Below are 19358 nucleotides of genomic sequence, written 5' to 3' on the forward strand. Positions count from 1 at the left end.
ATTTTACTTAGCAGTCTCTTTTGCTGGTTTTTGAGAAGGTGCTTTTCCAGCTTGCTGAGCATTACCGGTTTGTACAGGCATACCTTGTCTCAAACTTTGAATTCCTTCTACAATAATTTCCTGACCCTCTTTTAGTCCGTCATTGATTACTATATCGCTACCAATAGTTTTTCCTGTTTGAATCTTTATTTGCTTCGCTTTTCCTTCTTCTACAGTATACACAAAGTACTCACCCATCTGCTCTACTACTGCTTTATGAGGTATTATAATATTATTTCCTGAGCTCTGATTTTTAACGTGAACCACAGCACTCATTCCATCTCTCAGCACTTGATCAGGATTAGCAAAAGATATTCTTATAGTAGTGGTACCTGTTTGAGAGTTAACTCCTCTGTCAATAATAGATACTTTACCAGGATACTTATATTTAGAGTTATCTGGCAGGGTAAGAAAAATAACAGAGTCTTTTAGTATTGTCTCTGACTTTTCAAGATCTAAGTATCTTCTAATCTCAGTTTCATTAATCTCAAAATCAACACCCATAGGATCATAAGATGATATGGTATTTAATAATGTTTGTCCTGCAGATACAAAGGCGCCTAAACGTACTTGAGAAATACCAATCATACCTGTAAAAGGCGCTTCTATAGTAGAATAATTAAGATTAGTTTGAGCGGTTTCTAAAGCGGCTTTAGCTGCAGCTACCTGCTGTTTTGCATTTTCAAGATCAGTAAGTGACCTATCCACCTGCTGCTTAGCGATCGCATCTTGCTCTCCCAGTGCTTCATATCTATCAGCGTCTTTTTGAGCCTGCTGCATAGTAGCCTGTGCACTCATAAAATTGGCTTTAGCCTGATTTCTTGCTGATAAATACTTGCTTTGATCTATAGTATATAGTTTTTGGCCTTTTTTAACAATTGACCCTTCGCTAAAAGAAATATCTCTTAGGTATCCGCTTACTTCACTATTAATATCTACTTTCTGAAGAGCTACTACTGTTCCTGGGTATTTATCAAAAAATACGGTAGGGCTCTTAGTTGTCTTCACTGTTTTTACAGGAACAGCTCTCTGTTGTTGACCTTGCTGCTCTGGTTTTCCACAAGAGATAGCCAAAATGCTTGCTGCCGCTATAAGGTTAAAGAATTTATTCATTTTGATCTTTTCTATTTGTCTGTTAATGTTTTTAATATATGTTGATTTCACCAGCTGCTTTTTCTACATCAAGCTTGCTAGAAAGCACATTTAGCAAGGCATTTAAGTAATTTAACTGAGACGTTCTTAAGTCAGATTCTGCCACTATTACTTCGAGATATGCTTTAATCCCCTCTCTATACTGGAGCTTAACTGTGTTATACACATCTTCAGCTATTTCATAATTCTCTTTAGAAGCTTGTAGTTGTTCAAGATTACTCTTATAAGTTCCTAATGCTTGTACATACTCAGAGTTAATCTGCTGTTGTAAGCCTTCTTCTTGAATTTCTAGCCTTTGTAACTGAAGTTTAGACTTCTGAATGTTTCTAATCTTTCTTGTACCTTCAAAAATAGGTAGTGAAAGGGTTAGCCCTACAGCTGAATTAGGGAAGTCTCTATTATAGAGTTCAGAAAACTCATTATTCAAATACATGAAGTTATAGTTAAAGAAAGCCGACAAAGTAGGTATGTATCCTTGCTTATAATAGCTCACATTAGCCTCAGCCAGCTGCATTTGTGTTTGTAATAACTGATACTCTATTCTTGAAGTATAGTTTAATGACTGTAGTGTATCTGTTGTTACTTCATTTTCCATAGAAGCTACATCATCAGCTAAAGAAATATCAGAATCCAACGGATAACCCATAAGTTGTTTCAACATGGCCTTTTGAACTTTGTAGCTCTCTAAAGCTCCTTTTCGCTCGGCAATGGCATTGTTCAAAGAAATTTGAGCTCTTTTGTAATCTATCTTATCTGCTACACCAGCATTATACTGGCTGGTAGCATCTTTTAAGTTCTTTTCTAATCGCTCTATAGTCTGATCATACACCCCTATCTGTTGCTGAGATGTTAATACAAGATAATAGGCCTTGCTCACGTTCACTACCAAGTTGATTTTTGTATCAGTGGTATTCTGTTCAGCCTGCAGCCTATAATCAGAAGCTGTTTTGCCTGCTAACAAAACGCTGTTACTGAAAATCACTTGATTTACAGAAGCACCTAGCGTAGAGTTATAGTTAGTACCCAGAGGTATAGCTTCACCATTTATTACACTTGTCTGAATTTTAATGTTTTTCTGTACATTGGCGTTTAAAGATATTTGAGGCATCCACTCTGAAAGTTTAATACCAATATCCTTTTGTGCGATTTCTTGGTCAACTAATGATTGGCGTAGAGCAGGCTGATGCTCCATGGCATAATCGATACACTGTTTGAGTGTAATTGATTGACCTGACGCAATATCGTCGGATTGTCCCCTTGCAGTATGAAATAAAATCATAAATGCAGCAAGGCAATAGATTATTCTCATGTTAAAATTAATTATAAAGATTTGAGTTTTAAAAAATAATTAGCGTTACAGTAGTCGTTTAAAATGAGTAGTTTCTTGACTTATTTCATGGGCTTATAATCTTACTTCTCAAACAACTAGTTTGTTCGGTAATTAAAGAACCAAAACGGAAAAGAAATTATTTGGTTTTATCTTGTTCCCAACATTTATAAAGTCTGGGGATTTCCTGAGACATGTATTCTACAAAATCTACTAAATCGGTTAATGCGTGATTGAATTCTTTAGTCTCGGAGCATCGGCATTTGCATACTTCTTTAAGAATATCAGCCCAGCAAGCCTTCTTCCTATAATCTGCCATTAGGTTCTCTCTCCACAAATGAATCTTCGATCGGAAGTACCGTTTTCGATCACCAGGTTTAGTAATATACTCTACCCTATTTATTTTCATTGCAATATTAAGAGCGTTGCTCGTGGCACTTTTGCTTAGGTTAAGGGTTTCTCTAATTTCATCAAAGGTGAGTTCAATTTGGTCTGAAACCAAAAGTAGGCCTAATACACGAGATACTGCAGGAGATAATCCCTCCTGCTCGTGTACTAAGCCTATTTTTTCTATTAGTTCTTTTTGCCTATCCGTCAACATATTACTTACGTTTAGATAGACAAAGGTACATGGTTTTTTTAGTTCTGCAACAAGAGAACTAAAATAGTTTTCTATTTATCTTTTACAATGCTGCTAAAGCTGCCTCATAATTAGGCTCATCAGCAGTTTCTTTTACTAATTCTGTATAGATAACTTTTCCATTTTCATCGATCACTACTACTGAGCGAGCATCCAAACCTGTTAATGGCCCTGTTTCTATCTTAAGTCCATAATTTGAGGCAAATTCTGGGTGTCTAAAATCAGATAAGGTCATTACATTTTCTATTCCCTCTGCACCACAAAATCTCTGCTGAGCAAAAGGTAAATCTTTAGAAATACACAGCACCACCGAGTTTTCTAAAGATGAGGCTTTTTCATTAAACTTTCTTACTGAAGTAGCACATGTAGAAGTATCTATACTAGGAAAGATATTCAGAATAACTTTCTTTCCTTTAAAGTCTTTCAATGATGTCTCCGATAAATCTCCTTTAGTAAGCGTAAATTCCGGAGCTAAGCTATCCACTGCAGGCAGCTCTCCGTTAGTTTTAATTTCATTTCCTTTTAGGGTGATTGTAGCCATTATTTATTGGTTTAATGTAGTTTCTATTTTCCAACCTAACATCTTGTCGATTGTGTTTGTTGACACAAAATGATAATTAGGACGGGCCTTCTCATATATTTCTAAAGCACGAGCTCTTCCATTTTTCTGTTTCATCATAGCGGCATATATAGGCTCCAAAAATTTTCTTCTTCCAGTATGAATTAAAAATTCTTCAGTTCTATCTGATGCAGCTTTATAATTATGTTTTATACTCTGAACCAGCCAGGCAGCTAAAACTTCAGAGTTACCAGTACTTGTAAAACCAAACGCGCTATCTAACTCTTCAAGCTGCTCCATATTCACGGTATCTGGAATAGATCTCACAAAATGTAACCATTCATGAGAAGACCATTTGGCTGTATCCAGTTTAGCAGGAGGTATTCCATCCATAAATTTCTTCACTTGACTATCTACATGGGCAAATCTATCTGATTTTGGCATTGGAGCATCATTAGGAAGACCGGGCTCAAAGATCCATTCATCAATTTTCACTTTCCCAATGTTGATTCTACCCTCAGTAAGTAAATGTTCATCCAGCTGCTCAATAAATTCATCAGTGGTCATTCCTTTGAAAGCATTTCTAGAAAAGTATCCTTTTATAAATGCATCAAACTTTTCTCTCCCTGCATGCTCTTCCAAGTATCTCAGAAAAAGATAACCCTTATCATAGGCGATTGAAGAAACCCCATCATCAGGATTACGGCCTTTTAAGTCTAACTTTAATTTGGTATCATTTTCATGCCCTTCACTGGTCATGCTACTTATCTCAGATTGAAGATCTTCTGCAGCAATTGAAGCAAGCATTTCCGAATAATCTCTACCGTATAACTTTTCCATAATACGGTGCTCAAAGTAAACTGTAAATCCTTCATTCAGCCAGAAATCATTCCAAGTAGCATTGGTTACTAAATTACCAGACCAGCTATGTGCTAACTCATGAGCTACTAGCGACGTAAGCGATCGGTCTCCTGCTAATATGGTTGGAGTAGCAAATGTAAGCCTAGGATTTTCCATCCCACCAAAAGGAAAACTAGAAGGAAGCACTAATAAATCATAACGTCCCCATTGGTATTCTCCATAAAGATCCTCAGCAGCACTAACCATCTCTTCCAACTCTGCAAACTCGTACTCTGCAGTATCTATTACTGAAGGCTCTGCATACACACCTGTTCTATCACTAATAGCCGCAAATTCCAGATCTCCTACAGCCAAGGCCAAAAGGTAGGCAGGTATTGGCGTTTCCATTTTAAAATGATACTCTCCTTTTTCATTTTTTTCTTGAGGATTACGCGCACTCATAAGAGCCAATAAGTTAGCTGGCACCTTTACATCAGCGGTATAAGAAAACCTTATGCCTGGTGAATCTTGAATAGGAATCCATGTTCTTGCTAAAATCGCCTCAGATTGAGTGAATAGAAATGGAAATTTCTTGTCACTGGTTTGGGCAGGAGATAACCATTGCAATGCCTCTGCATTTTTTGATGTAGTGTAATATACATTTACGGTTCTAGTGTCGGGAGTAATTTTCACCTCCAATGGGCTGCCCATAATTGAATCTCTGTCACCAATCGTATATTCCGCCTCTTTTTCATCCTCTTTACCGATAGTAACTTTGCGAATATCAAGGTCTTTGATATCAAGCACCAGCTGAGTGGCATTTTCTGAATTTTCTATACTCAAAGAGGCCTTCCCTGTAATATAAGTACTATCAAAGTTTACCTCTGCATGCCAGTCCAGGTGAGTTATTACTGATTCTTCTGGCTTAGCGTAAGAATGTGGGTCTTCTATTATCATTACTGTTTCTCTATTATTAGTCTCTTCTTTGGGAGGTTGGCATGCTGCGGCCAACACTGCCAGAAAAGATGCAAAGAATATTAATCTTATCGGCATATTATTATTTTTCTGAATTTTGTTATTCTACTAAACAAATAAATATAGGTGGTTTACTTCATTTATAAAAGAAGCCTTGCATTAGACTCTATAGGCTCAAATAACAAGGCAACAAATACTTGGTTTCAATTCATCAATTATTCCAAAAAAAATGGCTGGCTTTTTAAAAAGCCAGCCATTTTAAATATTTAAGGTAAGTGAGATTTAATAAATAAACTCTCCTTTATCACTAGTAATGGTCAATTTCTTCTGATCAGCAGCCTCAACTCTACCAATAATTTGAGCCGGAATATTGAAGCTCTTAGCTATATCAATAATAGACTGAGCATGCTTTTCACTAACATACAACTCCAGGCGGTGCCCCATATTAAATACTTTATACATTTCTTTCCAGTCAGTGCCACTTTCTTCTTGTATTACCCTGAAAAGCGGAGGAATTTCCAGCAGATTATCTTTTATAATATGCAGGTTATCCACAAAATGCAACACTTTAGTTTGGGCACCTCCACTACAATGAACCATTCCATGAATCTCTGATCTCATCTCTTTGAAAACTTGAGCCATTACCGGAGCATAAGTACGGGTAGGTGACAGCACCAACTTACCCATATCTAACGGCGCACCTTCAACGGTATCTGTGAGTTTATACTTACCAGTGAAAACAAGATCATGTGGAACATTAGGGTCGTAACTCTCAGGATATTTTTCTGAATAGCTTTTATGAAATACATCATGGCGAGCTGAAGTAAGTCCATTACTTCCCATACCTCCATTATATTCTGTTTCATATGTAGTTTGACCATATGAGGCCAGACCTACGATTACATCACCACTCTGGATATTGGCATTGTCAATTACATCAGACCTTTTAATTCTGGCTGTAACGGTACTATCTACCACTACAGTTCGTACTAAATCTCCCAGATCTGCCGTTTCTCCACCAGTGCTTATAATATCCACTCCGTTATCACGCAGCATTTGAAGCACCTCCTCAGTACCGTTTATAAGTGCGGCAAGCACTTCTCCTGGAATTAGGTTTTTATTTCTACCAATAGTAGAAGATAGTAAAATATTATCGAGAGCTCCGACACAAATGAGGTCATCAATATTCATGATGATGGCATCCTGAGCAATGCCTTTCCAAACAGACATGTCACCTGTTTCTTTCCAATATAAATAAGCTAAAGAAGATTTAGTGCCAGCTCCATCAGCATGCATTATGTTGCAATACTGATCATCATTACCCAAAAAGTCTTTCACTATCTTACAAAAAGCCTTTGGATATAGCCCTTTATCAATGTTTTTGATGGCATTGTGTACATCTTCTTTAGAGGCAGAAACGCCTCTTTGTGCATAACGGTCGCTCATATAACCCAATCAGTTAAAATAAAGATCACAAAAATAAGAAAACTGTCAGCTAGATCAATTGAAAGAGATGATTATGTTGAAAAGAGCAAAACATCTAATTATTTTAAATTAATCTAAATAAATATTGTGGTAAGATTAAGTTCCATGTATGTTTGTCCTTATTTATAATAATTCTAAATATAAAAACCTTAACCATGAAAAGAATTTTTACTGCATTAGTGTTGTTAGCTTCAGTGCTCAACTTTGCCGTAGCACAGGAAAACAGAGGCACGGTGAAAGGAGAGGTTCAAACAGCAGATGGGAAACCTGCAGCCTATGTGAACCTTGTATTAAATAACACCACCATGGGTGCCGTTACCAAAGAAAATGGCAGTTTTACTTTAAGCGCTCCAGCAGGTGATTATGTACTTATTATATCCTCGATCGGCTTAAAGAAAAAAGAATTAGCTATTAGTGTAAAAAGTGGAGAAACTATTGCGTTACCAACCATAACCCTTGAGGAGTCTATTCAGCAATTGCAAGATGTAATTGTGCAAGGCCAAGGGGAAGATTACAATATAGAAGTGCCATCATCCGCTCTAAGAATCACCACTCCATTACTGGAAACACCCCAGAACGTTCAGGTAATTTCTAAAACGGCGATTAAGGATCAGCAGATAATAGACATGCTCGAAGGAGTAAGCAGAAATGTATCTGGTGTTCAAATGATAGAACATTGGGGTAATTTCGCTAGAATTAACATGCGAGGATTCCGCATACCTGCGATGCGCAACGGTGTTAATCTTGAAAGCTCGTGGGGGCCACTGACTGAAGATATGTCAATAGTAGATCGTATTGAGTTTGTAAAAGGCCCTGCAGGATTTATGATGGCCGCAGGAGAGCCTGGCGGATTCTATAATGTGGTTACGAAGAAGCCAATTCTTAATCAATCTAACGAAATATCATTAATGACCGGCAGTTTTAACACATTAAGGGCAGCTGTAGATGTTGGAGGTAAACTTAACAATAACAAAAAACTGCTTTACAGATTAAACCTGATGGGGTCATCCAAAGACTCACATAGGGACTTTGAATTTAACGATAGGTATACAATTGCTCCATCATTAAAATATTCCTTTAACGATAACACCAGCCTTACTGCAGAATATACTTTACAATACTCCAAGATACTCGCATTGGGATCCGCTTATGTTTTTTCAAACAATCTGGCGGACCTACCTCGAGATTTTAGCATAGGAGAACCCAATATTGACCCTACGGTTATGAGAGAAAACAGTGTATTTCTAAATCTTAATCACAGGCTGGATGAAAACTGGCAACTCACAGCACAATTAGCTTATTTGAATTATAATCAAGAAGGTAGCTCATTTTGGTATGAAAAAATAAGCCCAGAAGGCAACCTTACCAGGACGATGAACTCCGCTGATGCCCTAACCTTAGTGAAATCTGGACAAGTTTATCTAAACGGTGAAGTAGAAACAGGAGTTGTTCATCATAGAATACTTGCTGGACTAGATGTTAATCAAAAAAATTATTGGGGAGACTATTTCCAAAAGCAGTACTTAGGTGACTCAACATTTAACATATACAACCCTGTTCACAAAGTTCCTATGAGTCAGATACCTTCTTTCGATAGAAGTGAGGATATAAGAGTAAGAGCGGGACAAACCGATGCACCTGCCATAAGTGAATCAAATATTACAGCTCTTTATGCACAAGATGAACTAGGTTTCTTAGAAAATAAACTAAGACTAACATTAGCCCTGAGGTATACCTCTTTTAATGGAAATACCAATGGTAATTCTATGGATAGAGAGAAGCTTACCCCTAGAGTAGGTCTAAGTGCTTCTCTAACGGAAAACACTACCGTATACGCTCTGTTTGACCAATCTTTCTTGCCCCAGACCAGCATTGATATCAAAGGAAAACAACTGGACCCTGAAGAATCATCGGATATAGAATTTGGAATCAAAAGAAGCTGGGCCGAAGGAAAATGGAGTTCTTCCTTAACCTATTATACAATCAACAAAGAGAACTTTGCGAATCCTATATATAGGGCTGATGGCACTTCATATGCTATTCCTATCGACAACATACAATCCCAAGGATTTGAATTTGATGTGCAAGGAGAAATAGTTACTGGTCTCAACTTGATTCTAAATTATGCCAACACCAATGTGGAAGTAGATGAATTCAAACAATCACCAGAATCTGAAGGAACAAGAATAGCAGGACATGCTAAGCACCTGACTAATGGATGGTTAAAATATACTTTCCATAAAAATACATTGAAAGGACTAGGCGTTTCTGTAGGCTACCAATATCAGGTAGACCGCTCTTCTTGGAACTGGGGGGCAGAAAATGAAGCCTTATTACCTGATTATTTCAGACTGGACGCAGCATTGAGCTGGCAAAACGATAAAATGAGGGTAGGCCTAAACGTTAATAATATCCTTGACGAGTATTTATATTCGGGTGCAGGATACGCCACTGGATATTACTGGCAAACGGAACCTGGTACTAACTTTAGGTTAAATGTAGCTTATTCTTTTTAAGAAGCTTTTGCCTTAAAAAAAGAGAGCCATTCTGAAAATCAGAATGGCTCTCTTTTTCTCTTTCTTATCTATAAATCTCCGTCGTCATCAAAAAAGCGATCTTCATAAAATTCATCATCACTTTTCTTCGGCTTACCAAGTTCTAAAATCTTAAATTCTGTACGTCGGTTTACTTGATGTTCTTCTTCCGTCTGTGCATCTTCAATGAGCAGCTTAGACTCCCCATAACCTTTAGCTGTTAACCGCTTCGACTCTATTCCTTGTGACACCAGATAATCTACCGCTGACTTAGCTCTACGCTGAGATAGCTTTAAGTTATACTCATCCGTTTGCCGAGCATCTGTATGAGAGCTTAATTCAATAACCAACTCAGGGTTATCATTTAAAATAGTTACCAATTTATCCAGCTCTCGTGCGGCATCTTCTCTGATATCCGACTTATCAAGATCATAGTAGATGTTTTCTAATACAAATATTTTGTCTTTTTCTATTTTTTCTAGAACCATCAAAGTATCAAATTTCACATTGGTCACTAGCTGGGTAAGGGTATCTCTGTTTACAGAACGGCCGATAGTAGAAAATTCCTGTCTTGTAATTAGGTATTGTTCTGTACCCCCCTTCTTCTCTCCTACCAGGTTATACCTTTCATGTTCGTATACGCGGAAACTAAATTTACCTTCTCCATCCGTTACCTTTTCATCAAGTTCCTCACCGGCGTTGTCCAAAAGTCTTACCGTTACACCGGGTAATACGACCAAATTATCGGCGTCATCATGAGTCATGGTTACACCAGTAAGGTAGTAATTGACTATTTTCAGGTTAGGGTCCTCATTCACGAAAGTATAAATATCATCATCTCCTTTACCACCTTCCCTGTTAGAAGAGAAAAAACCACGATCCGCTCTAAATAAAAACAGGCCAAAGTCATCAGCCGTTGTGTTCATTGGCTCTCCCAGATTTTCTATGGTAGTCTTTCCATTTTGTCTTTTAGCTATAAAGAGATCTAAGCCTCCAAATCCTGCATGACCATCACTGGCGAAATACATAAAACCCTCGTCTGACACAAAAGGAAACATTTCATTACCCGCAGAATTAATAGTTGGCCCCAAATTAGTAACTCGGTAAAATCTTCCTCTGGAATTTCGTCTAGCAGAATAAATATCTGTACCTCCATAGCCACCAGGTCTATTACTAGCAAAATAAAGCGTTTGCCCATCACGGCTAAAGGCTGGTGTACTATCCCAATAGCCAGGATTATTAATTGTTAACATTCTAGGCTCTGTCCAGGTACCATTTCGATTGCTGGCTATGTACAAGTTTACATCTGCCGTTCCTTTCCTTTTACCAGAATTGCCTCGAGCAAATACCATAGTTTTGCCATCAGGACTGAAAGTGACTGAACCTTCATTAATATCAAAATTATTAATAAGCTCTCCCAAACCTTCAATAGTAGTAGTATCTACATTGGCGCCTTTAGTTTTAACTTTATATATATTACTAAAAGGTGTTCCGGTGGCTTTATATATTTTATTATCGTCTCGCGAGCTGCTGAAGTAAAGCTCACCATCATTATAAACTGGTGCATAATCAGCTTGATTTGAGTTAATTTCTTCAAGGTTTTTGACTTTGAAAAAACTATCACTCCGCCGAATATCATCAATGCTATTAAGATTACTAATCTCCTCTTCGCCCCTTGCTCTGTATTTCTCCTCCACTACATTTTCCAAATGCTCATTAACCTGCTCTCTCGCCTGCTCGTATTTTCCATTGGCTTTAAGAGAAAAGGCATAAAATAATCTAATGGAGTCGTTATCTAGTCCATTATCGAGTGCTTTCTTGTAGTACGGTTCCGCCTCATCGAGCCGATTTGATTGCCGGTAGCTGTCTGCCACAAAGAAGTTAGCTACAGGATCAGAAGCATCTTTCTTCAGAGCACGGTTATAGATTTCGATGGTAGATTCAAACTCTCCATTGCTAAAAGCTTTATTGGCTTTTTTCTCAAGACTACAAGAAACTATAACTAAGGTGAGTAATAGGGTTAGAAGTTTAGTATTAGCACTCATTTAAATTCAGACTTTGACTAAAGTTATAATTAATTGACTTTAATCGTATAACGATATAACGTTTATTTTATGACAGATAATGCGTAAATTAGAAATAACGGCTGATCCAAGTGGCTTCTGCCGGAACCATCCATTTTGACTCTAATTCCTTTTTATTACTAACCGTATTATTGAAAGTAATCGTTTCCTTTTTAATCACCCCGTCTTGCACACTCTCTTTTAACTTGTTTAATGACTCCACATAAATCTCATCATTAAGTAAGAAGGCCACTTTGGTGCGATCAAAAAAGCTAATACCTAATTGCTTTTCCAACTCCTGCACCATATGCACCGAACTATCTATAGAACATCCGCTGGCTTTTGTATAATCCTCATCTGCCGCTAACACTAAAAAGCGATTATGAAATATTTTAGCAGAGCACTTCATTGGAGATCCATGAGCAGCCCAGCCTTCACAAAAGACCTTTGCCCTACTTTCCACCACTTGCTTTTCTTCTGAGCTTAATTCCTTGCCTGTTTGGTATATCCAAACACGAGCATTTTCTGATAATTCTTCGAATGATACTAGCATAAAAACAAATTTATAGAATAAAAACCAAAAGCATAATTATTAAGTTCTTCGTATTTTATTACGTCTAAGCATTCTAACCATCGAAACGACTATTATATCTGGAATATAACAATAACTTCATCCATTCTTTTTAATTTTCTGATTTTACAACGATTGAATAATGAAATACGCACTCATTTATATGATTTTGCTCTTATCCGCCAATATTACCCTTATCAATGCGGGCTATGCGCAAGTAAGAGATCAACGCGTAACGATATATAAGTATAATCCTGAAGAAAAAGACAGTACTCTAATAGCTACAAGAATATATATAGGAGACTCACTCATAAGCGAATCTGGTAAGTTTTACTGGTCTCTTCCTATAAAAAGTGAATTTATTGATGAGACCATAATAGATGCGGCCCGTGAACAAAATCCTTACGAAAGTTTCGACTCTTTACTCTGTGAAACAGGAGGAGCCAGCGCTTGGAACAAATATGAAATTAGTTTTGACGAAAAGAAACGGCCGAAAATGGCCTATCATTACAAAGCTTATTATGAAAAATATGATGACGAAGGTAATGCCTATTATGCTGAGAGTCCTGATTATACTCTAGGTGAAAAAATAATTTTTATTTATACCAAACATGGCTATGTTGAGAAGGCTTATGCTAATGATCAACTGATCGAAAAAATTGAAAAATACTATGGCACGAATGGTAAGCTGATCAAAGAGCGGTGGAAGGCCTATGATGAGTACAACTATTTAATTATATACCATTAACTGATTAATCTTCTGTCTGATTAAAACATTATTAATGAATTTATTTAAGTCTCTATTCAATAAAAAAGGTACTATTAATAATCCTTATGAAAACTTCTGGGCGTGGTTTAAGAAAGAAGAATCGTCATTTTACCGGGTCATTAAAGAAGGAGGAGATATAGAAGCAAAAGTATTTGATAAGTTGACGCCACAACTCAATCAAGTACATGAGGGCATCTGGCTTTTAGTAGGAATGCAAAATGATGATAACGCCGAACTTATACTCACAGCTGATGGCTTTGTGAAAAACATTGTTTTTGTAGAGGAACTGGTGGCAGCTGCTCCTACTATTCCTAACTGGAAAATAACAGCCCTGAAACCACCCAACGAAGAGCCGCTCTCTGTAAAAGTAGATGATTACACTTTTGATGAAAATACGCTAAGCTTTTATGCACAGGAACATCCTGATAAACCTGATCTTATAGATATATATATAACGCACACAAATCTCACTGAAGAAAATAAAGACTTGATTAGTCAGGGGGTTTTTCTTTCTATAGATAACTACCTGGGTGAGTTAAATACTACTACTTTAATGGATCATATCTCTCTAATCAATCCTCAGGAAGCCACCAAAGAACTTATCCCATTTCACAAACTTAAAAGTTATTTGGTTTGGCGAGAAAAAGAATTTGTAGAGAAATATAGAGGGAGCCGGCATCACACCGAAGGAGATCACTATTCCGTGCTGGAGGGCTCCTTAGAAAATGGCTTGCCATGGGTAGCCGCAGTAAATATGGACCTACTCCATTGGGACGCTAAAGCATCACACCCATGGATAACCAACATTGTTATTGAATTTATCCCCCAAAGCAATGGATTTCCTGACAAGCAGACATATACCTTGCTTGATAAAGTGGAAGATAACATAATGAGTCTACTCAAGGATCATGAGGGTTATTTAAACATAGGCCGAGAAACCGCTAATGGAGGCCGACAGATATATTTTGCCTGTGAAGATTTCAGAAAACCGGCCAAAGTGCTCGATAGCCTTCAAAAGGAAAATATCCCTGAACTAAAAGTGGCCTATGAAATTTATAAAGACAAGTATTGGCAAACCTTTGACCACTTCAGCACCACATAAAAAAGGCCTGTGTCCTCCACAGGCCTTTTTCTATTATTTTCCTATTCCAGGCACATTAAGTGGTTCGGGTTGAAACCAATGAAATTCATTGTCATGCTTATTAGGGTAAACCTCATTGAGATTATCCCCATTATATAAGCGACCATTTTTCATTATCATATTTACGGTATTGCTATTTCTGATGTTATCGAGTGGATTTTCATCCAGAATAACCAGGTCAGCGAGCTTACCTTCTTCAATAGATCCCAAGTCATTTTCTAAACCGAGTGCCGTAGCCCCCAAGATGGTAGCCACTTTTAAAGCATTATGCTCAGAAAGCCCCCCAGACTGTACTGACCACAGCTCCCAATGATAACCCAGGCCTTGTAGCTGTCCATGAGAACCTATGCCCGCCAGACCATCAGCCTCCACTAGTTTATTAACAAACTTAGCATGATCATCAAAGACATACTCTTCTTTCATAAACCATCCAGCATTTCTACGTCTGCTCTTGGCATCGAGCTCTGACTTAGGTGTAAAAAAGTTAAGCTTTTCATCACCTTGAACATTTTCGGTTTCATAATAATAGTTTTCTGCCCATGGGCCTCCGTAAGAAACCAATAGCGTAGGTGTATAAGCCGTTTTGGACTCACTAACCAAGGTCAGTACATCTTTATACAAAGGATAAATAGGAAAGCTATGCTCATGACCGGGATATCCATCTAAAATTTGGGTTAAATTCATTTTAAAATCCAGTGCTCCCTCAGTAGTAGGCATCAGCTCCTGTTCTTTTGCTGCCATAATAATCCATTGCCGTTGCTGTCTGTTACCTGTGATGTACATTTTAATGGTTTTAGTATGATAATACTCTGAGTATTGCCTCAACACATTTCTAGCATGATCAAGATCCTTAATATTATACGCCCAAAAGCCAACTCCTGGTCCGGTAGAATAAATACGTGGACCAATCATAGTCCCGGCACCCACCATATCACTATAGGTAAGCACATCGGTAGTACCTGTCTGCGGGTCTCTGGTGGTAGTAACTCCGTAAGCAAGATTTGCCGCATAAGGCCAGGCTTCATTTTTTTCTAACCCCCAAGCCGGCCTAAGATGAGCGTGCGTATCTACAAAACCAGGAATAACGGTTTTACCACTAAGATCAAATTTGGTCACTCCTTCATCCACCTGGATAGTGCCTGCTAATCCTACTTTTACTATTCTATTATTCTCAATATAAACATCTCCCTTTTCTATAACTTCATCTCCTTTCATAGTAATCAGTCGAGCGTTTTGCAGTAGCACCTTCCCTGATGGGATATCTCTATTTACCTCTACTTTTACTCTAAGCTCAGTAGGTTTGTACTTGTCATCTTTCTTATCATCATCCTTTTTTTCTTCTTCCTTTTTCTTTTCTGATTCTTCTTCTTTTGCTTTCGCCTCCACCAGATCATAAGAAAAGAATGCATTACCAATGGCCCAGTTTACTTTTTTTGCATCTCTACTCCAGGTAGGGAACTGCCCACCAATTTCGGTGAGTTTCTTAGAAGGAAAAGCCGCATTAGAAGGATTAGCAACAGCTATCTTCACTACCTCAGAGCCTATCTGAGGCACAGTTACAGTATAAATTTCATTATTGATCATGGCTAATGCCTGATCTCCTTCAGGTGCCATGAGTACTAAATCAGCATTAGATGGTTTGGCAGGAGCTTCATTCGTCTCGGGTGATAATAAGCCATGAGAATCATACTTATCTCGGACAAAACCATAAGGTGTAATTCCTGTAATTTTCACTAGCTTTTTCTCATCAGTACCATCCCAGCGAATAGAAACCAGACCTTCTCGTCCATATAAATAAATACGATCATTAGACTTAACAAAATGAGGATTTCCTCTGCCTTTAGATTTATCAATAAAATGAGAAGCCCCTCCTTTTGCAGAAATCCATCGTATTTCATCATGCATATGAAAGCTAATAGGGCCAGTACTATTAAGAAAATCCTGTCTTGATCCCTTCATGTACACAATTTTATCCCCAGCAAAATTCCAGGCGGGTTCAGTATAAGCTCCTGGCTCATTAGTAAGCTTGATTACTTTTGATCTCCCTTTTATATTTACTTTATAAATACTACCTCCTGTTTCATCACTCCAGGTCACGAAAGCTATTTCCGATCCGTCAGGGCTCCATGTAGGCATGGCCTCCGTCATATCTAAATCAGTGGGCCGTTTTGGTGATCCTTCCACCAAATCCATTACATATAATCTATTCAGAGCGGTAAAGGCAATTTTAGATCCGTCTGGACTAGGAACCACATCTCGGATCTGATTTACTGTCATTATCTTATCATCTGAAATGGGGTAGTTAAATTTAAGTCGTGGTCCCAGTTCTATTTCAGTATCTACTTCAAAAGGAATATTAGCTGCTGGCCCACCCGCAATCGGAATACTATAAATTTTACCACCGTAAGAAGCAATCAGGCTTTTACTATCTGGAGTAAAAGCCATGGCAGGGAGCACACCTAGCGGCGCAATAGACTCTTGTTCATCCCTCTGTACCGGATAGGCTAGCCATTTTTCATCTCCGGTTTTAAGGTCTCTTGCAATAAGACCGGTTTCATCATTATAACGAGTACCATATACCAGCCACTGGCCATCTGGCGACAATGTAGGAGCAAACGCAGATCCATATCTCGAAGTAACAGTTTGTGAATCACCAGACTCTCTGTCATAAAGGGCTAACTGATATTGAGGTAAACTGGCATTATACTGCCAGGCATTTTCTCGTTTAGAATACCAGATATAACGACCATCAGGACTAAAAGTCGGCTCAATAGTTTTCAGCTTTTCTGGTTTATCTATAATTGAAGCCCCAGAGCCGCCATCTATATGATAAAGGTGAAGTTTCAAATTACGTTTGCCTTGTGAGGCTACTATGTATTTACCATCTGGCGCCCAGTCTGCTGACTGATAAGTATTGGTGTTTCCTTTGGTTATCAGTTTAGTGTCTTTGCTTTCCAAGTCTATAGTCCATAGATTTTCACCTCCACTTCTATCAGATACAAATAAGATCTTTTTGCCATCTGGGCTAAACCTGGGGTGAGTATCGAATGCCAAGCCTGAGGTCAATTGCTCTGCATTGCCTCCGGTAACGGGTATCAGGTAAATATCTCCCAGCATATCAAAGGCTATGGTTTTACCGTCAGGACTAACATCCAAGCTTATCCATGAGCCTTCATTGGTATTTAGACTTATTGCTCTTTCTGCCTTTAGCGGCAGTTCCTTCTTGGTCTCTTTTCTTGAAATAGTATCTGCTACAGCTACACTATCTTGCTGAGCATAGGTCGCCAGCGAGACTGCACACATCATTACACTTAACAGTAACTTCATAAATTGATAGATTATTTTTTTCTAAAATAGTCATTAGAGTACTTTCAACTATGAATAATTATATGAGTGGTTCTTATGACAAATAGATATTTAGAGAGTATAACTATTCATATTTTTTTAATAATTACTTAATCAAATTTAACTTTCATTGCTAGGTACAGCGGTTAATTTTATTGCTTTTAATTGTCAATACCATGAGCTTTAAACATCTGTTCCTTAACCTTAAAATCCGATTTAAGTTAATGATAGCCTTCGGATCTATTTTACTGCTATCTGTAATTCTTGTTTTGGTAGCCATTAACGGAAATTTCTCTATTCTCTCTCTGAGAAACCTAGGAGAAAAAGTAGATATGGCCAATTTAAGAATGTCTCAAGTCAATATTTATTTACAAGAATTTGCCAGTAAAGGGTTTAAAACAGATGAGTTTTTATCAACTGGCAGCAGCCAACTTACCAAGGGTTATCAAACAGAAATGGACTCTATACTCCATGTTTTAAGCCTCCTAAAAAACAATGATCGCTATGATAACAAAGATTTTTCATTCAAGCTGAATACCATCGCATCAGACATTAATGAGTTTGATATCAAATTTCAAAATCTAGTAGCGCTATACCAGAAAAGAGGCTTTGAAGATTATGGATTAGAAGGTCAACTACGTGATGCTATTCACGAAGTAGAAGAAGCACATTTTCCTTATAATAAAGTACAAATGCTCATGCTAAGAAGACACGAAAAAGATTTCTTTCTGCGTAAAGACCTTAAATATTTAGACAGATTCAATCAGGCTGCGGATATATTTAGGCAAGAGGTAGCTAAGGTAAATGATGAATTGGTGGGTAAAGCGCAGGTTCTGTTACATATTAATGAGTATCAGACCAAGTTCAATGATATTGTGGAAGTAGAACAAAAGATTGGTCTTACTAGCTCCAGCGGAATTTTAGGCGAACTAAATCAGCAAGCCACAGCCATCTCTGACCAACTAAGAAAGCTAACGGAAAACGTAAAGCAAACTAACAAGGCAATGATTGATAAAACCATCTATATCATCATCGGCCTCTTTGGAGCTCAGTTAATCATAGGAATGCTACTAGGTTACATTTATAGCCATGTCTTTACTAAATCTATAACTCAAATCAAAGATGCGATGGTAAGCTTAGCTAAAGGTAAATTTCCAGAAAAGCTAAAGGTAAAATCTTCCGATGAATTAGCAGAAACCAAAACCGCCCTCAACCAATTAGTAGAACGGATTAAAGTGGCCGTTGACTTCGCCAGAAACCTTGGGGCTGGCAATTTTTCTGTTCAGTACGACGAAAAGTATAACAAAGATGTACTGGCCAAATCGATAATAGCTCTGCACCAAAAACTACAAGAGGCAGATCAGGAACAGTTTATCACTAATTGGAGCAATGAAGGCATGGCCAAAATCAACGGTATTTTAAAAAATCATTCAGCCTCCTTAGAAATACTAGGAGATGACATTATTTGTCAGATAGTCAATTACCTGAACGTGAATCAAGGAGCACTATACCTGATCGATGGCAATGAACTACAGAGATTAGCAACTTATGCCTACAATAAAAAAAGATTTGTAAATCAAAAAATAGCCATGGGTACTGGCCTGGTGGGCCAGTGCGTGCTTGAGAAAGAATGTGTATATATTACGGACCTGCCTCCTGGCTATACCTCTATAACCTCCGGCTTAGGAGAGTGTACACCCAGCAGCCTTTTAATAGTACCTCTCATAGCGAGGGATCATGTAATTGGAGCAATAGAATTGGCAGCTTTAAGAAAGTTAAAAGCCTATGAAATAGAATTTGTAAAAAAACTTTCTGAGAGTATCGCTAGTATTCTCATGAATAACATGAGTAACCAAAAAAAGGAAGCTACAGAGGCAAAAAGAGTGGATGACAAGTATTCCTCTTATTACCATTAATA

13 protein-coding genes are annotated in these 19358 nt (G+C 37.8%); 4 read left to right on the forward strand and 9 right to left on the reverse strand.

The window, feature by feature from the left end:
- Positions 1–3: 3 nt before the first annotated feature.
- From JL102_RS17135 to JL102_RS17160, 6 genes are all read right to left on the reverse strand, one after another.
- Positions 4–1152 (reverse strand): efflux RND transporter periplasmic adaptor subunit, encoded by a 1149-nt coding sequence (locus tag JL102_RS17135; protein WP_202245661.1) that lies wholly within the window; start codon positions 1150–1152, stop codon positions 4–6.
- A 31-nt stretch (positions 1153–1183) separates the two neighbouring features.
- Positions 1184–2500: a TolC family protein gene (locus JL102_RS17140; RefSeq protein ID WP_202245662.1), complete on the reverse strand. Its 1317-nt coding sequence runs from the start codon at positions 2498–2500 to the stop codon at positions 1184–1186.
- Between the two features lie 157 nt (positions 2501–2657).
- Positions 2658–3119: a GbsR/MarR family transcriptional regulator gene (locus JL102_RS17145; RefSeq protein ID WP_202245663.1), complete on the reverse strand. Its 462-nt coding sequence runs from the start codon at positions 3117–3119 to the stop codon at positions 2658–2660.
- Between the two features lie 82 nt (positions 3120–3201).
- Complete coding sequence (tpx, locus tag JL102_RS17150) at positions 3202–3699, reverse strand: thiol peroxidase (RefSeq protein WP_202245664.1); 498 nt, start codon at positions 3697–3699, stop codon at positions 3202–3204.
- A 3-nt stretch (positions 3700–3702) separates the two neighbouring features.
- Positions 3703–5610 (reverse strand): M1 family metallopeptidase, encoded by a 1908-nt coding sequence (locus JL102_RS17155; RefSeq protein ID WP_202245665.1) that lies wholly within the window; start codon positions 5608–5610, stop codon positions 3703–3705.
- 204 nt (positions 5611–5814) lie between these two features.
- Positions 5815–6978, reverse strand: coding sequence for an AIR synthase related protein (locus tag JL102_RS17160; protein ID WP_202245666.1), 1164 nt, complete (start codon positions 6976–6978; stop codon positions 5815–5817).
- A gap of 194 nt (positions 6979–7172) precedes the next feature.
- On the opposite strand from JL102_RS17160, the gene JL102_RS17165 reads away from it, so the two are divergent.
- Positions 7173–9533: a TonB-dependent receptor gene (locus JL102_RS17165; protein ID WP_202245667.1), complete on the forward strand. Its 2361-nt coding sequence runs from the start codon at positions 7173–7175 to the stop codon at positions 9531–9533.
- A gap of 68 nt (positions 9534–9601) precedes the next feature.
- Here the strand turns inward: JL102_RS17165 and JL102_RS17170 are convergent, their stop codons facing one another.
- Entirely contained in the window at positions 9602–11596 is a 1995-nt protein-coding gene (locus JL102_RS17170) for an OmpA family protein (RefSeq protein WP_202245668.1), read from the reverse strand.
- 88 nt (positions 11597–11684) lie between these two features.
- On the reverse strand, positions 11685–12167 hold the full coding sequence (locus tag JL102_RS17175; RefSeq protein WP_202245669.1) for a hypothetical protein: 483 nt from the start codon (positions 12165–12167) through the stop codon (positions 11685–11687).
- Positions 12168–12327: 160 nt separating this feature from the next.
- Here JL102_RS17175 and JL102_RS17180 point away from each other — a divergent pair, with 160 nt between their 5' ends.
- Complete coding sequence (locus JL102_RS17180; RefSeq protein WP_202245670.1) at positions 12328–12933, forward strand: hypothetical protein; 606 nt, start codon at positions 12328–12330, stop codon at positions 12931–12933.
- A 34-nt stretch (positions 12934–12967) separates the two neighbouring features.
- A complete protein-coding gene (locus JL102_RS17185; RefSeq protein WP_202245671.1) occupies positions 12968–14056 on the forward strand; it encodes a DUF695 domain-containing protein in 1089 nt (362 codons plus the stop codon).
- 33 nt (positions 14057–14089) lie between these two features.
- Here the strand turns inward: JL102_RS17185 and JL102_RS17190 are convergent, their stop codons facing one another.
- Positions 14090–17422, reverse strand: coding sequence for an amidohydrolase family protein (locus tag JL102_RS17190; RefSeq protein WP_202245672.1), 3333 nt, complete (start codon positions 17420–17422; stop codon positions 14090–14092).
- A gap of 194 nt (positions 17423–17616) precedes the next feature.
- On the opposite strand from JL102_RS17190, the gene JL102_RS17195 reads away from it, so the two are divergent.
- Positions 17617–19356, forward strand: a complete 1740-nt coding sequence (locus tag JL102_RS17195) for a GAF domain-containing protein (protein WP_202245673.1) — start codon at positions 17617–17619, stop codon at positions 19354–19356.
- The last annotated feature ends 2 nt before the right edge of the window (positions 19357–19358 follow it).

This window comes from Fulvivirga sediminis, from assembly GCF_016757215.1.
Lineage (GTDB): Bacteria > Bacteroidota > Bacteroidia > Cytophagales > Cyclobacteriaceae > Fulvivirga > Fulvivirga sediminis.

Excerpts from the sequence above, each read along its gene's own strand:
- JL102_RS17185 (WP_202245671.1), top strand. The coding sequence starts at position 12,968 with ATGAATTTATTTAAGTCTCTATTCAATAAAAAAGGTACTATTAATAAT.
- JL102_RS17190 (WP_202245672.1), bottom strand. The coding sequence starts at position 17,422 with ATGAAGTTACTGTTAAGTGTAATGATGTGTGCAGTCTCGCTGGCGACC.
- JL102_RS17145 (WP_202245663.1), bottom strand. The coding sequence starts at position 3,119 with ATGTTGACGGATAGGCAAAAAGAACTAATAGAAAAAATAGGCTTAGTA.
- JL102_RS17195 (WP_202245673.1), top strand. The coding sequence starts at position 17,617 with ATGAGCTTTAAACATCTGTTCCTTAACCTTAAAATCCGATTTAAGTTA.
- JL102_RS17155 (WP_202245665.1), bottom strand. The coding sequence starts at position 5,610 with ATGCCGATAAGATTAATATTCTTTGCATCTTTTCTGGCAGTGTTGGCC.
- JL102_RS17170 (WP_202245668.1), bottom strand. The coding sequence starts at position 11,596 with ATGAGTGCTAATACTAAACTTCTAACCCTATTACTCACCTTAGTTATA.
- tpx (WP_202245664.1), bottom strand. The coding sequence starts at position 3,699 with ATGGCTACAATCACCCTAAAAGGAAATGAAATTAAAACTAACGGAGAG.
- JL102_RS17135 (WP_202245661.1), bottom strand. The coding sequence starts at position 1,152 with ATGAATAAATTCTTTAACCTTATAGCGGCAGCAAGCATTTTGGCTATC.
- JL102_RS17180 (WP_202245670.1), top strand. The coding sequence starts at position 12,328 with ATGAAATACGCACTCATTTATATGATTTTGCTCTTATCCGCCAATATT.
- JL102_RS17140 (WP_202245662.1), bottom strand. The coding sequence starts at position 2,500 with ATGAGAATAATCTATTGCCTTGCTGCATTTATGATTTTATTTCATACT.
- JL102_RS17165 (WP_202245667.1), top strand. The coding sequence starts at position 7,173 with ATGAAAAGAATTTTTACTGCATTAGTGTTGTTAGCTTCAGTGCTCAAC.
- JL102_RS17175 (WP_202245669.1), bottom strand. The coding sequence starts at position 12,167 with ATGCTAGTATCATTCGAAGAATTATCAGAAAATGCTCGTGTTTGGATA.
- JL102_RS17160 (WP_202245666.1), bottom strand. The coding sequence starts at position 6,978 with ATGAGCGACCGTTATGCACAAAGAGGCGTTTCTGCCTCTAAAGAAGAT.